Annotated in this window: 11 protein-coding genes; 1 reads left to right on the top strand and 10 read right to left on the bottom strand. The window is 65.1% G+C overall.

The window, feature by feature from the left end:
* The first annotated feature begins 102 nt into the window (after positions 1-102).
* On the top strand, positions 103-2,217 hold the full coding sequence (locus tag GA566_RS00750; RefSeq protein WP_137923580.1) for a TonB-dependent receptor: 2,115 nt from the start codon (positions 103-105) through the stop codon (positions 2,215-2,217).
* Between the two features lie 172 nt (positions 2,218-2,389).
* Here the strand turns inward: GA566_RS00750 and GA566_RS00745 are convergent, their stop codons facing one another.
* The 10 genes from GA566_RS00745 to bioA all read right to left on the bottom strand — a co-directional run bounded on the left by GA566_RS00745 (position 2,390) and on the right by bioA (position 12,822).
* A complete protein-coding gene (locus GA566_RS00745; protein ID WP_160471207.1) occupies positions 2,390-3,310 on the bottom strand; it encodes an MBL fold metallo-hydrolase in 921 nt (306 codons plus the stop codon).
* Complete coding sequence (locus GA566_RS00740; RefSeq protein WP_160471205.1) at positions 3,307-3,561, bottom strand: DUF1289 domain-containing protein; 255 nt, start codon at positions 3,559-3,561, stop codon at positions 3,307-3,309. Before GA566_RS00740 ends, GA566_RS00745 begins: the two co-directional genes overlap by 4 nt.
* Positions 3,558-4,067 (bottom strand): YbaK/EbsC family protein, encoded by a 510-nt coding sequence (locus GA566_RS00735; protein WP_137923583.1) that lies wholly within the window; start codon positions 4,065-4,067, stop codon positions 3,558-3,560. Before GA566_RS00735 ends, GA566_RS00740 begins: the two co-directional genes overlap by 4 nt.
* 14 nt (positions 4,068-4,081) lie before the next feature.
* On the bottom strand, positions 4,082-5,011 hold the full coding sequence (locus GA566_RS00730; RefSeq protein WP_160471203.1) for a hydroxymethylglutaryl-CoA lyase: 930 nt from the start codon (positions 5,009-5,011) through the stop codon (positions 4,082-4,084).
* Positions 5,012-5,060: 49 nt separating this feature from the next.
* Positions 5,061-6,002: a glyoxylate/hydroxypyruvate reductase A gene (locus tag GA566_RS00725; protein ID WP_160471201.1), complete on the bottom strand. Its 942-nt coding sequence runs from the start codon at positions 6,000-6,002 to the stop codon at positions 5,061-5,063.
* A 262-nt stretch (positions 6,003-6,264) separates the two neighbouring features.
* Positions 6,265-8,307 carry an acetyl/propionyl/methylcrotonyl-CoA carboxylase subunit alpha gene (locus GA566_RS00720; protein WP_160471199.1) on the bottom strand — a complete coding sequence of 681 codons (2,043 nt, stop codon included), beginning with the start codon at positions 8,305-8,307 and terminating at the stop codon, positions 6,265-6,267.
* Positions 8,308-8,370: 63 nt separating this feature from the next.
* Positions 8,371-9,411: a biotin synthase BioB gene (bioB, locus tag GA566_RS00715; protein WP_160471197.1), complete on the bottom strand. Its 1,041-nt coding sequence runs from the start codon at positions 9,409-9,411 to the stop codon at positions 8,371-8,373.
* A gap of 33 nt (positions 9,412-9,444) precedes the next feature.
* Positions 9,445-10,203: a dethiobiotin synthase gene (gene bioD / locus GA566_RS00710; RefSeq protein ID WP_160471195.1), complete on the bottom strand. Its 759-nt coding sequence runs from the start codon at positions 10,201-10,203 to the stop codon at positions 9,445-9,447.
* Positions 10,200-11,435, bottom strand: coding sequence for an 8-amino-7-oxononanoate synthase (gene bioF, locus GA566_RS00705; protein ID WP_137923589.1), 1,236 nt, complete (start codon positions 11,433-11,435; stop codon positions 10,200-10,202). Before bioF ends, bioD begins: the two co-directional genes overlap by 4 nt.
* On the bottom strand, positions 11,425-12,822 hold the full coding sequence (gene bioA, locus GA566_RS00700; RefSeq protein ID WP_160471194.1) for an adenosylmethionine--8-amino-7-oxononanoate transaminase: 1,398 nt from the start codon (positions 12,820-12,822) through the stop codon (positions 11,425-11,427). Before bioA ends, bioF begins: the two co-directional genes overlap by 11 nt.
* Positions 12,823-13,201 lie beyond the last annotated feature (379 nt).

The following is a 13,201-nucleotide window of genomic DNA, read 5'->3' as shown; positions in this document are numbered from 1 at the left end:
GGGTCGTGGCGCACTGCCACGCGCCCTCGCGTCTGCCTGACCGGGCATGCTGCGCCTTGAGCCGCGCCGCATGCCCGCCCACTCGAATTCGAATCGCGAGCCATGTACTCGAACTCCAACCGTATTCCGGCGGTGCGCCGCACCCCGCTGGCGGCACTTGCCGCCCTGATCGCCACTGGTCTTTCCTCCGCCGCCATCGCGCAGGACGCCACTCCGCAAACGCTGAAGGAAGTGGTGGTCACCGCCAATCCGCTCGGCAGCGACCTGAACGACATGGTCGCGCCCGTCTCCACGCTCGGCGGCGATGCACTGACCGTGCGCCAGGGCAGCACGCTGGGCGAAACGCTGAACAGCCTGCCCGGTGTGACCTCGTCGTACTTTGGCCCCAACGCCAGCCGCCCGATCATTCGCGGTCTCGACGGCGACCGCATCAAGGTGCTGCAGAACGGCGGCTCCACGCTCGATGCCTCCACGCTGTCCTACGATCACGCGGTGCCCATCGACCCGCTGATCGCCGAGAAGATCGAAGTGGTGCGCGGGCCCGCCGCGCTGATGTACGGCGGCAATGCCGTGGGCGGTGTGGTCAACGTGATCGACAACCGCATCCCGCGCGATCCCATCACTGGGGTGTCTGGCGCAACTGATTTCAGCGGCACGATAGGCGGCGACAAGGGCCGCAACGCCAGCGGCATGATCGAAGCCGGCAACGGCAAGTTTGCGGTGCATGCCGACGCGTTCGTGCGCCAGACCAGCGACCTGCGCATCCCCGGTTATGCACGCAGTGGCACGCAGCGTGCCACGCAGCCGCTGCCCGAAGGCGAGAGCGAGGCGTACGGAAAAATCCCGAACACCAACGCGCACCAGGAAGGCGGATCGCTGGGCGGCTCGTACACATGGGCCGATGGCTTCGTGGGCGCGAACTGGTCCACGTATCGCAACGACTACGGCACACCGGCCGAGGAAGACGCACGCATCAAGATGCGCCAGGACCGTTTTGCACTGGAAGGCGAAGCCCGTAACCTGGGCGGCAGCACCAACGGCATCATCCAGTCCGTCAAGGGCAAGTTCAGCTACACCGACTACGAGCACCGCGAGATCGAGGGCGGCGAGACCGGCACCACGTTCAAGAATCACGGCTGGGATGCCCGACTGGAAGCCACGCACGGCAAGATCGGCAACATGACCGGTGTGATCGGCACGCAGTTCGGTCACACCGATTTCTCGGCGCTGGGCGAGGAAGCGTTCGTACCGACCACCGCCACGGACAACGCCGCATTCTTCGTCTTCGAGGAACTGCCGCTGATCTCGTCGGGCGATCTGAAGCTGAACTTCGGCGGTCGCCTCGATCACAGCCGCGTGAAAGCGAGCGCCAACGGGAACGACCGTTTCAGCGATGCCGAGCGCAGCTTCAACGCCGGCAGTGCGTCGGCCGGCCTGCTCTACAAACTCAACCCGGTCTGGACGGTCACGTCGAACCTGTCCTATACCGAGCGCGCGCCCACGTTCTACGAACTGTACGCGAACGGCCCGCACCTGGCCACTGGCTCGTATGAAACCGGCGATCCAAACGCGAGCAAGGAACGCGCAACTTCGATCGACCTCGGCATGCGTTTCAAGCAGGGCAATCATAGCGGCAGCGTGTCGGGCTACTACAGCCGATTCCAGAACTATCTCGCACTGGTCAACACCGGTGGCTTCCGCGACGAGGAAGGCAATGTCGTAGCCGGTGGCGCTGACGGTGCACTGCCGGCTTACCAATACCTTGGCGTGCCGGCCACGCTGTATGGTTTTGAAGCCGACGGCAAGACGCGCCTGCTGAACAAGATGCTGACCACCAGCGACACGCTCGACTTCGAAGCGCGCGCGGATTACGTCCACGGCGAGAACCGCAGCAACGGCGAACCGCTGCCGCGTCTGTCGCCGCTACGTCTCGGTGGCTCGCTGGTCTATGGCGCTGGCCGCTGGGGCGCACGCATCAACGTGGACTGGAACGCGCGCCAGAGCCGCGTACCCGCTGGCGACACGCCGAGCGATGCGTACACGATGCTCGGTGTCGCGCTGACGTACAAGATGAAACTGTCGGGTACGGAAACGCTGTTCTATGTGCGCGGGGATAACCTCACGAACACGGAAGCGCGCAGCGCGACGTCGATCTTGCGGGATATCGCGCCGCTGCCGGGCCGGAGTGTGAGAGTGGGGATGCGGACGCAGTTTTAACTCGCGTTTCCGCTTGTTTGCTCCCCTCTCCCGCATGGCGGGAGAGGGGTTGGGGGAGAGGGCATGGCGGTGCAAGCTGCCACTATCGGCAAGCAGAAGCGCTGGCCCTCTCCCCCGCCCCTCTCCCGCTTGCGGGAGAGGGGAGAAAAGCATGGGGCAAGAGAGGCGGCAATCAATCCCGATTGCTCACCATCTCACCATCCCGCACCAACGCCCCCACCTTCGCCAGCGCCTTCATCGCCTGATCGAAGACCGCTTCCATCGACTGCGCCGCCACATAACGCGCCCGCACCCGCTGCATCAGCGGCGTCCCGGCAAACCACGCAAACAGGTCTTCTCGCGAAATCGTCTGTGCTTCGAGCAGCTTGAATTTCACGAGCACCCGTATCGCATGCGTCGCGTTGCGCAGTGGATCGCTGCGCAGATACTCCAGCCGGCTGCGCGCACGAGTCACCGCCTGCGCCACATCATCGAATACCCGACCATGGCCGGGGATCACGATGCGGGCGTCGAGCGTATCAATGCAGTCGAGGATCGCTGCCTGTTCGGCAAAGCCGCTCTCGCCGTCCAACTCCGGGAAGATCACGCCGAAGCCGTTTTCCCACAACGCATCGCCGGAGATCAGGATGCGCGATTGCGGCGCGAACAGCATCACGGCGTGGGGATCGTGCCCCGGTGCGGCGATAACCTGCCAGTCGATGCCACCGAGACACAATGTGTCCCCGTCGCGCAGCACATCATCGAACGTGAAGCGCGTGCACTGCTGCCCCGTAGCGACAAAGCTCAATGCATCGTCGTCCCATATCGATACCGCTGGCGCTTCCGCAGCCGGGATCGACGTCACCGGTTGCCAGCGCGCCTGCAGCGCCGCGTTGCCGCCGCAATGATCGGAATGGAGATGGGTGTTGATGACACGGCGCAGTGGTCGTCCATCGAGCGCGTTTTCCACCAACGCCACGGTCTGCGCGGCGTGTGTCACGTACCCCGTATCGACGAGGGTCGTGTCCTGCGTGGCATCGTCGATGAACAGCACGTTGTTCGCCGACAGCCAGCCGCGCTCGAACACGCGCAAGGTGTCGGGCAGCGCAATCATGCTTCGCTGCCTTCCTCGCACAACTGCGTCACGCGCGACGGCAGCAGCGCCCAGATGCGGCGGCGCTCCACGTCATCGGCTTTGGACCAGCCCGCAATTTCCTCGATGGTACGCAGGCAGCCTTCGCAATAGCCGCTCGTGCGATCCATCTTGCAGATGCTGCGGCATGGCGATGGCACGGGCGAGACGATATGCGCCGCCGCCGCGCCGCGCACCAGTTCCGACAGCAACCTGCGTCGTGCGGGTGTCATTGCGGCGCCTGTGCCACGTCCACCACCGGCGCGCCGGTCATGGCTTGCAACTGCTGGGGCGTGAGATTGAACACCGCGTGCGGATGTCCCGCCGCAGCCCAAACGCTCTGGTACTGGAACAGGTCCGCGTCGAGCAGCATCACGGGCGCCACCGCATGGCCGATCGGGCAGACACCGCCAATGGCATAGCCCGTCTTCTCGCGCACGAACTTCGCATCGGCCTTGCCGAGCGGACCTACGCGCGCAGCCACCTTGGCTTCATCCACGCGATTGCTGCCGCTGGCGATCACCAGCACCGGCACATCGTCCTTCACGCGACGGAAGATGATCGACTTCGCAATCTCGGCCACGCTGCAGCCGAGTCCGGCCGCGGCTTCGGCAGAGGTCTTGCCGGTGGCCGGCAGCATCACGACGGGACGGTCATGGCCGATGCCGGCGAGCAGATCGGCCACGCGCTGCGCGGATTCGGGCAGCGCGGGGGAGGGTGCGGGGGATGTCTGGCTCATGTCTTGTCTATCGTTCAAACGCAGGTAGCAGGCGCAGCAGCCGCCCACTTGGTCAGCAGCGCCTTGCCCACGCGCGAGCTGTTGGGGCGGCCAATGGACTGCGAAATAAAGTCGCCGGTGCGCACCACGGCTTCGAGATCGATGCCGGTGTGCAGGCCCATGCCGTGCAGCATGTACAGCACGTCTTCGGTGGCCACATTGCCCGTCGCACCCTTCGCGTACGGACATCCGCCAAGACCCGCCACCGATGCGTGGAAGATGGCGATGCCAACTTCCAGACTTGCCAGGATGTTCGACAGTGCCTGCCCGTACGTATCGTGGAAATGGCCCGACAGACGATCCATGGCGAATTCCGCCGACACCGCGCGCATCACCTCCTGCACCTTGGTCGGCGTGCCTACACCGATGGTGTCGGCGATATCGATCTCGTCGCAACCGAGTTCGCGCATGCGGCGCACCACATCGACCACGGCACTGACCGGCACGTCGCCCTGATACGGGCAGCCGAGCGAACAGGAGATACTGCCGCGCAGCCGCATGCCCGCTTCCTTCGCCGCCGCAGCCACGGGCTCGAAGCGCGCGATCGATTCGGCAATCGAGCAGTTGATGTTCTTCTGCGAAAACGCTTCGCTGGCCGCGCCGAAGATCACCACCTCATCGGCCCCGGCAGCCACCGCGCCTTCGAAGCCCTTCATGTTTGGCGTGAGCACCGAATACAGTGTGCCGGGCCGTCGCGCGATGCGTGCCATGACCTCGGCGCCATCGGCCATCTGCGGCACCCACTTCGGCGAGACGAACGATGCGGCTTCGATGTTGACGAAGCCGGCATCGGTCAATTGATTGATCAGCGCGACCTTGACGTCGGCGGGCACCATCGCCTTCTCGTTCTGCAGGCCATCGCGCGGCCCCACTTCGACGATCTTCACGTATTGGGGGATAGTCATCGTTATCTCCTCGTGCGCGGCATGGTGGCCGCGCCTTCGATCAGGGCTTTCAGTAGCCGCGCTGCAGGTCCACGACACCAGCGATTGGCTTGCCTTCGGACAGCAGCCGGATCTTGTCCGCAATCTGCGCGATGCTGTCTTCGCGCAGCGTCAGCGCGGAGATATGTGGCGTGATCGTGATGCGCGGTTCCTGCCAGAACGGATGCTCCGCCGGCAGCGGTTCGGTGCGGAACACGTCCAGCGTGGCGCCCGCGATCTGGCCATCCTGTACCGCGGCCAGCAGGTCTTCCTCCACCACATGCGGACCACGCGCCACGTTGATCACGTAGGCGCCCCGGGCCAGCTTGTACAGCAGATCCGTGCCGATGATGTCCTCGGTCTCGGGCGTCAGCGGCAGTACGTTGACGAGCGCCTTGAGGCCATCGAGAAACGTCTTCTGTCCGTCATCGCCATGGAACGACTGCACGCCTTCCACAGTTTTTTCCGAACGGCTCCAGCCGCGCACGGGGAAGCCGAAGCTGGCGAGCGTACGCGCGATGTGCGAGCCAAGCGTGCCGATGCCCATCACGCCAATCGTGAAATCGGCACGACGATGCGGCTTCAGGAATTTCCAGTTGCCAGCCTTGTGCTGTGCATCATAGGCATCGAGCTTGCGGAAGTAGCGCAGCACGGCAGCGGTCACGTACTCGCTCATCTGTGCAGCCATGCCGGCATCGTCGAGACGCACGATGGGCACGCCTGCAGGCAGCGCATCGGGATGCGTATCGCGCAGGCGCAGAATGCCATCGACGCCCGCGCCCAGGTTGAACACGCCCTTGAGGTCCGTTCTGCCGCGCAGCATTTCCAGCGGCGGACGCCACACCACGGCGTAGTCCACGGACTGCCCCTGGCTCTCCTCCCAGGTCAGGCATTGCGCTTCCGGCAACACCTCGGCAAATCCTTCGATCCACGGCGCGTAGCGTCCATCAGGCACGTACAACTGCAACTTCATCTCGACTCCATTGTTGTGTGGGGCTATCCGGCGATTATGCGCTTGTCTTCTGGTTGTTGGCGGGCGGTGGGCGGTTAGCGCACGACGCGTAGTACTACCGTCCGTAGTTATGCGCTCCCCTCTCCCATGTCAGTGGGAGAGGGGTGGGGGTGAGGGCTGGAGGATCTGCTTGCCGACCTGTCGAAATTTGCACCGCTGGCCCTCTCCCCTAACCCCTCTCCCGCATGCGGGAGAGGGGAACAAAACTAGAGCGGAAGAGAAATTACGCGCCAGCCGCTTCCTCAACCGCAAACGCCAGCAACTGCGCGCCTTCCGCAACCTGCTCGCCCACGCCGTACAGCACCTCGCTCACCACCCCGTCCGTCGGCGCCGCGATGGTGTGTTCCATCTTCATGGCTTCCATCACCAGCAGCGGGGTGCCGCGCGTCACCTTGCTGCCGGGCTGCACCATCACGGCGATGACCTTGCCGGGCATCGGCGCGGTCAGCTTGCCGCCCTCGCCTTCTGCCTCGCCGGCATGCAGCAGCGGATCGAGCCAGCCGAGTACAGTATGGCGGCCGTCATGGAACACATGGAACGTATCGCCTTCGCGATGCACCTGTCCGTGCGTGCGGCGCGTGCCGAGGTCAACACGGATGTCGTCGGCCTTGAACGTGTACGCGAACGGTGCGGCTTGATCCGCGTAAATCAGCGTGCTCTTGCGCGTATCGCGCACATCGCCCTTGAGCACGACCTCCAGCTTGTGTCCCGCGGCTTCGAAATACAGCGTGCGCGTATCGCGGCCATTGAGGCGCCAGTTGCCGGCGTGCGTCCACGGCGAATGCCGATCGGCCTCGTCGATGCGCCGCTCTTTCGACTCGCGCTCCAACAACGCGGCCACAGCCAGCGCAATCGATTCGATGCCTGCCGATTTTTGCGGCGGGAACAGCGTGGCCTGATTGCGTTCGATGAGACCCGTATCGAGATCGGCCGTGCGGAAGGCGTCGGACTTGATCAGTCGCTGCAGGAACGCCACGTTCGTCGACAACCCCACCACGTGATAGTGCGCCAGCGCCTGGCTCATGCGATGCAGTGCTTCATCGCGATCGCGGCCCCAGACGATCAGCTTGGCGATCATCGGATCATAGAACGGGCTGATGGTGTCGCCCTCGCGCACACCGGCATCGATACGCACGCCCGCCGGGCCATGCGCATCGCCGCCGCGCATGAACTGCACCGCTGGCGGCGTACGCATGAAGCGCAGCGTGCCGGTGGATGGCAGGAAACCCTTCTCCGGATTCTCGGCGTAGATGCGCGCTTCGAGCGCATGGCCGTCGATGCGCAATTGTTCCTGCGTCAGCGGCAACGCTTCGCCGCATGCCACGCGCAGTTGCCATTCGACGAGGTCCTGCCCGGTAATCATCTCGGTCACCGGATGCTCCACCTGCAGGCGCGTATTCATCTCCATGAAGTAGAACGAACCGTCCTGATTGGCGATGAACTCGACCGTGCCCGCGCCCACGTAACCCACGGCGCGCGCAGCAGCCACGGCCGCATCGCCCATGGCGCGGCGACGCTCTTCCGTCATGCCCGGCGCGGGCGCTTCTTCCAAAACTTTTTGATGGCGACGCTGCACCGAGCAGTCGCGCTCGAACAGGTAGACGCAGTTGCCGAGCGTATCGGCAAAGACCTGGATCTCGATATGGCGCGGACGCGTCAGGTATTTTTCGACGAGCACCTTGTCGTCGCCGAAGCTGGCCAGCGCCTCGCGCTTGACCGATGCCAGCGCAGCCTCGAAGCCCTCGCCCGCATCCACTACGCGCATGCCCTTGCCACCGCCACCGGCGCTGGCCTTGAGCAGCACCGGATAGCCGATGCCGTCGGCCTCGCGTCGCAGCAGCGCCGCCTCCTGATCCTCGCCGTGATAGCCAGGCACCAGCGGCACTGCAGCTTTTTCCATCAACTGCTTGGCCGCGCTCTTGCTGCCCATCGCGTGGATGGCTTCGGCAGGCGGGCCGATGAAGACGAGACCCGCTTCCGCGCAGGCGCGTGCGAAATCCTCGTTCTCCGAAAGAAAGCCGTAGCCCGGGTGGATGGCCTGGGCGCCGGTCTCCTTCGCCATCTCGATGATGTGGTCCGCGCGCAGATAGCTGTCGCGCGCGGCCGGGCCGCCGATATGCACGGCCTCGTCGCAAAACGCGACATGCCGTGCGTCGGCGTCTGCGTCCGAATACACGGCCACCGTGCGAATGCCAAGGCGACGGCACGTGGCCGCTACCCGGCAGGCAATCTCGCCACGGTTGGCGATCAGGATCTTGTTGAACATGGCTCCTCCCTTGTTGTCTCCGGTCGGCGAGCCAGCGTCCTCAGATCGGCAAACCCTCTCCTGTTATCCCGCGTAGCCTTCCGCGCGGATGTCCAGGCGTGCCAGCAGTGCGCGGTCGCGATCTGCCTGCGGGTTGCCGGTCGTCAGCAGCCTTTCGCCGTAGAAAATGGAATTGGCGCCGGCCATGAAGCACAGCGCCTGCAATGCTTCGTCCATGGCCTCGCGGCCAGCGGACAGGCGCACCATTGCGCGCGGCATCGTGATGCGTGCCACCGCAATCGTGCGTACGAACTCGAACGGGTCCAGCGCTTCGGTGCCCGCCAGCGGCGTGCCCTCGACCTGCACCAGGTTGTTGATGGGCACCGACTCCGGATACGGGTCCATGTTCGCCAGTTGCGCGATCAGGCCCGCCCGCGCCGCGCGCGATTCGCCCATGCCCACGATGCCACCGCAGCACACGTTGATGCCTGCTTCACGCACATGGCCGATCGTGTCGAGACGATCCTGATACGTGCGCGTGGTGATGATCTTGCCGTAGAACTCCGGCGAGGTATCGAGGTTGTGGTTGTAGTAGTCGAGGCCCGCATCCTTCAGGCGCTGTGCCTGTTCGGCCTTCAGCATGCCCAGCGTGACGCAGGTCTCCAGGCCCATGGCCTTCACCTCGCGCACCATGTCGATCACGGGCTCCAGGTGACGCTCCTTCGGGCTGCGCCATGCGGCACCCATGCAGAAGCGCGTGGCACCGTTAGCCTTGGCGGCGCGCGCGGCGTCGAGCACGGCGTCCAGTTCCATCAGCTTCTCGGCCTTCACATCGGTATCGTGGTGCGCGCTCTGCGGGCAGTAGCCGCAATCCTCTTCGCAGCCGCCGGTCTTGATCGACAGCAGCGTGGACAGTTGCACGGTGTTGGCGTCGAAGTTCTCGCGATGCACTTGCTGCGCGCGGAACAACAGGTCGTTGAACGGCAGCGCAAACAGCGCGGCCACATCGTCCACGCGCCACGCATCGGTGTCCTTCGACGCAGCGGCAGCGATGTTGCGTGCCGACTGGCGCAGGGCATCGGCGGAGATGGAAGCGACGGTTTGTTCTTGAGCGATTTGAGTCATGATCGGTATTTCGTATTCTGTTCGTGGGGCGCGTCAGATCTGACGCTGCGCGGATGTGGTGGCGAATGCGGCGGCTTGCGGGCCGTCCAGCAATGGCCTGAGATCGAGATGCTGCGCGGCGACGGCCGGGGCCACCTGCCAGGGCAGTTCGCCAAGCAGCGGCGCGTCCAGCGCATCCTGCAGCGTGACGATGTTCTCGGTGGGTAGCAGCATGTCCGGATCGATGCGGTTGGCGATCCATCCCGCCAGCCGCAGGCCGCGCGAACGGATCGCCTCGGCGGTCAGCATCGCGTGGCTCAGGCAGCCCAGGCGCACGCCCACCACCATGATGACGGGCAGGTCCAGCATCACGGCCAGATCGGCCGTGTTCCAGCGCGCCGCGCCCACATCGAGCGGCACGATAAAGCCGCCCACCCCTTCCACTACCACTGCCTCGGCCTGCCGACGCAAGCCATCGAATGCCAGGCGGATCGGACCGCGCGTGATGCGCTCCCCTTCGAGCGCGGCAGCCAGATGCGGCGATGCCGGCGTGCGGAAGAAGAACGGGCACATCTCGTCCTGCGGCACGATGACCGAACCCGCTGCGCGCAACTGGTCCACATCGTCGTTCTGCCACACATCGTCGAGCCACTCGCCACCTGCCGCGATAGGCTTCATGCCGACGGTGCTATAGCCCACGCCATGCAGCGCATGCAGCAACGTGGCCGTAGCGTGTGTCTTGCCCACGCCGGTATCGGTGCCGGTCACAAAGCAGGCAAAGCGCTCGGGCCGGTTCTCAATGATTCGGCTCATGCGGCCTCCCTGTGTGGCGCGGATGTGGCATGCGCCGGCACCAGGCGTGCGATCGCATCGACCAGGCGCGCCACATCCTGTTCCGTATGCGAGGCCGACAACGTGATGCGTAGCCGCGCCGTTCCTGCCGGCACCGTCGGCGGACGAATCGCACCGACCCGGAGCCCTTCCGCTTCCAGCGCGGCGGACAGCGCCAGCGCGGCGGCGTTGTCACCGACGATCAACGGCTGGATGGCAGTCTCGCTTTCGCCCAGTGTCCATCCCGCTTGCGCGGCCAGTTCACCCAGACCGTTGCGCAATTGCGCGATCAGATCGGCCAGATGCGCGCGACGGCACTCGCCTTCCTCGCCCGCGATGATGTCGAGGCTGGTCAGCAACGCGTGCGCCACGGCAGGCGGCGCAGCCGTGGTGTAGATGTACGGACGCGCCGTGTTCACCAGATGCTCGATGATCGTCGCGTGCGCGGCCACGAACGCACCGGCCACGCCAGCGGCCTTGCCGAGCGTGCCGATGTAGATCAGCCGCTCCGAGCGCAGGTTCAGATGTTCGAACACGCCCCGGCCATGCGCGCCGAGCACGCCAAAACCGTGCGCATCGTCGACGATGATCCACGCGTCATGCTGTTCGGCCAGCGCCAGCAGTTCGGTGAGCGGTGCGATATCACCATCCATGCTGAACACGCTGTCGGTGACGATCAGCTTGAGCTTGCTCGCGCTGTTCCGCAGCAATGCATCGAGCGCGGCGGTGTCCCCATGCGGATAGCGTTGCACGTCGGCCTTCGCCAGCCGCGCGCCATCGATCAGCGAGGCATGGTTCAGCGTCTCGCAGAACAGCGTGGCGCCTGCTGTACCGAGCGACGTCAGCACGGACAGGTTCGCCATGTAGCCCGTGCAGAAGTACAGCGCCTGCGCCTGCGGGATATGCGGCGACAGCCAACGCGCGAGTTCGTGTTCGAGCTGCGCATGGGCCAGCGAATGACCGCTGACCAGATGCGAGGCGCCACTGCCCGCGCCATAGCGATGCGCGCCTTCGGCCAGTGCATGCGCGATGGAAGGATGATTCGCGAGGCCGAGGTAATCGTTGCTGCAGAACGTCAGCAGCGGCTGCGGTTCGGCATCGATGGCACCCACCGACTGATGCGGCGCGCAGGCGGTGTGCGCGATGCGGCGGCGGCGCGTCAGCGCCTGCGCCTCGCGCTCGGCGGCGGCCTGTTGCAGGAGATCAAGCAGCATGGCGAGTCTCCTGTTCTTGCGGACCAAGCACGGATTGCAGCGTCGCCAGCAGTTGTTCGCCGAGCCAGTTCGCCAGCGCGGCGTCGAAGACGTACGGCGGCATCACGTACAGCGTGTTGCCGATCGGACGCGCCAGCACGCCATGTGCACGTGCGGCGATGTGGAAGCGCGCGGCAAAGTCCGCACCGGCTGCATCGGCATCGACATCCGCCGCCCAGATCAGTCCACGCTGGCGTACGTTGCTGACGCGCGCATCGGCGGCAATACCGGCCATCGCATCGGCCAGCCACTGTGCGCGGTCGCGGTTGTGTGCGAGCACATTGTCCTGCTCGAACAGATCGAGCGTTGCGAGCGCGGCGCGGCACGCCAGCGGATTGCCCGTGTACGAGTGCGAATGCAGGAAGCTGCGTGCGATGTCATCGGCCACAAACGCACGCTGGATTTCCGGGCGCGACAGCACGAGCGACAGCGGCAGATAGCCACCGGTGATGCCTTTCGACAGGCACAGGAAATCGGGCCATGCATGCGCGGGCACGGGCTCGCCATCGCGCGTCTGCTCCCACGCGAAGAAGGTGCCGGTGCGGCCGCAGCCTACCGCGATTTCATCGGCGATCAGGTGGATGCGATAGCGGTCGCACAGTGCACGTGCGCCATCCAGATACGACGGGTCGTACATCGCCATGCCCGCCGCGCCCTGCACCAGCGGCTCGACGATCAACGCGGCGATCTGGCCCGCGCGCTCGCGCAGCAGGGTTTCCAGTTCGGCCAGCGCGCGTGCGGCCACATCGGCGGCGGTTTCGTCGCCCGCGGCCTGATGCGCATCGGGCGACATCACCACATGGGCGCGTCGCGTCAGCGGATCGTAGGCATCGCGGAAGATTTCCACGTCGGTGACGGCCAGTGCGCCGACCGTCTCGCCGTGATAGCCATGGCGCAGGCACACGAACTCTCGCTTGGTGGCGAGGCCGGTGTTGCGCCAGTAGTGGAAGCTCATCTTCAGCGCGATCTCGACTGCCGATGCGCCGTCCGAGGCATAGAATGCATTGCCGAGCGCGTGGCCGGTAAGTGCGGACAGCCGCTCGGCCAGTTCCACCGCCGGTGCATGCGTGCAGCCGGCCAGCATCACATGTTCGAGCGTTTGCAGTTGTGCGGTCAGCGCCGCGTTGATGCGCGGATTGGCATGGCCGAACAGATTGACCCACCAGGAACTGATGGCGTCGAAATAACGATGGCCGTCGGTATCGACCAGCCACGGGCCGTCACCACTGGCGATAGCCAGCGGCGGCTCATTGCTGGCCGCATCGGGCCGCAGGCGCGTACACGGATGCCACACGGCACGCTGACTGCGTGCGGCAAGCGTCTGTGTCTGGGGGACAGGATGTGTCAATGGACCCTCCTTGGAATAACCATGAGCCACGCCACCGACGGTAGGTGCCGGGCAGTCGCGGTCTGGGAAAGGCTCATGGTAGGGAGGGGCATTGGGGGTTGGCAAATATCGCGCGGCGCGTCGTTTATCAGTGGTTTAGGAGAGGAAGCGCGAAGTTGGTGGCGTTCGTGGTTTGCATGTCACTTGGGTGTGGCGTTTGGACGCTAACTTTCGGCATTTATTTGTTGTGCTGTCCCTTGCTCGCTGCTGGTTTGCTCCCCTCTCCCGCGAAGTGGGAGAGGGGCGGGGGAGAGGGCCAGCGGTTCTAAATGCGATATGTCAGCAAGCAGAGCCTCTTGCCCTCTCCCCCAACCCCTCTCCCGCCTTGCGGGAGAGGGGA

This window comes from Cupriavidus sp. SW-Y-13, assembly GCF_009793345.1.
Classification (GTDB): domain Bacteria; phylum Pseudomonadota; class Gammaproteobacteria; order Burkholderiales; family Burkholderiaceae; genus Cupriavidus.
Note: the sequence above shows the minus strand (reverse complement) of the source record. Positions and strands in the feature narration are given on the sequence as shown.

Excerpts from the sequence above, each read along its gene's own strand:
- GA566_RS00745 (WP_160471207.1), bottom strand. The coding sequence starts at position 3,310 with ATGATTGCGCTGCCCGACACCTTGCGCGTGTTCGAGCGCGGCTGGCTG.
- bioB (WP_160471197.1), bottom strand. The coding sequence starts at position 9,411 with ATGACTCAAATCGCTCAAGAACAAACCGTCGCTTCCATCTCCGCCGAT.
- GA566_RS00725 (WP_160471201.1), bottom strand. The coding sequence starts at position 6,002 with ATGAAGTTGCAGTTGTACGTGCCTGATGGACGCTACGCGCCGTGGATC.
- GA566_RS00730 (WP_160471203.1), bottom strand. The coding sequence starts at position 5,011 with ATGACTATCCCCCAATACGTGAAGATCGTCGAAGTGGGGCCGCGCGAT.
- GA566_RS00735 (WP_137923583.1), bottom strand. The coding sequence starts at position 4,067 with ATGAGCCAGACATCCCCCGCACCCTCCCCCGCGCTGCCCGAATCCGCG.
- GA566_RS00740 (WP_160471205.1), bottom strand. The coding sequence starts at position 3,561 with ATGACACCCGCACGACGCAGGTTGCTGTCGGAACTGGTGCGCGGCGCG.
- bioD (WP_160471195.1), bottom strand. The coding sequence starts at position 10,203 with ATGAGCCGAATCATTGAGAACCGGCCCGAGCGCTTTGCCTGCTTTGTG.
- GA566_RS00720 (WP_160471199.1), bottom strand. The coding sequence starts at position 8,307 with ATGTTCAACAAGATCCTGATCGCCAACCGTGGCGAGATTGCCTGCCGG.
- GA566_RS00750 (WP_137923580.1), top strand. The coding sequence starts at position 103 with ATGTACTCGAACTCCAACCGTATTCCGGCGGTGCGCCGCACCCCGCTG.
- bioF (WP_137923589.1), bottom strand. The coding sequence starts at position 11,435 with ATGCTGCTTGATCTCCTGCAACAGGCCGCCGCCGAGCGCGAGGCGCAG.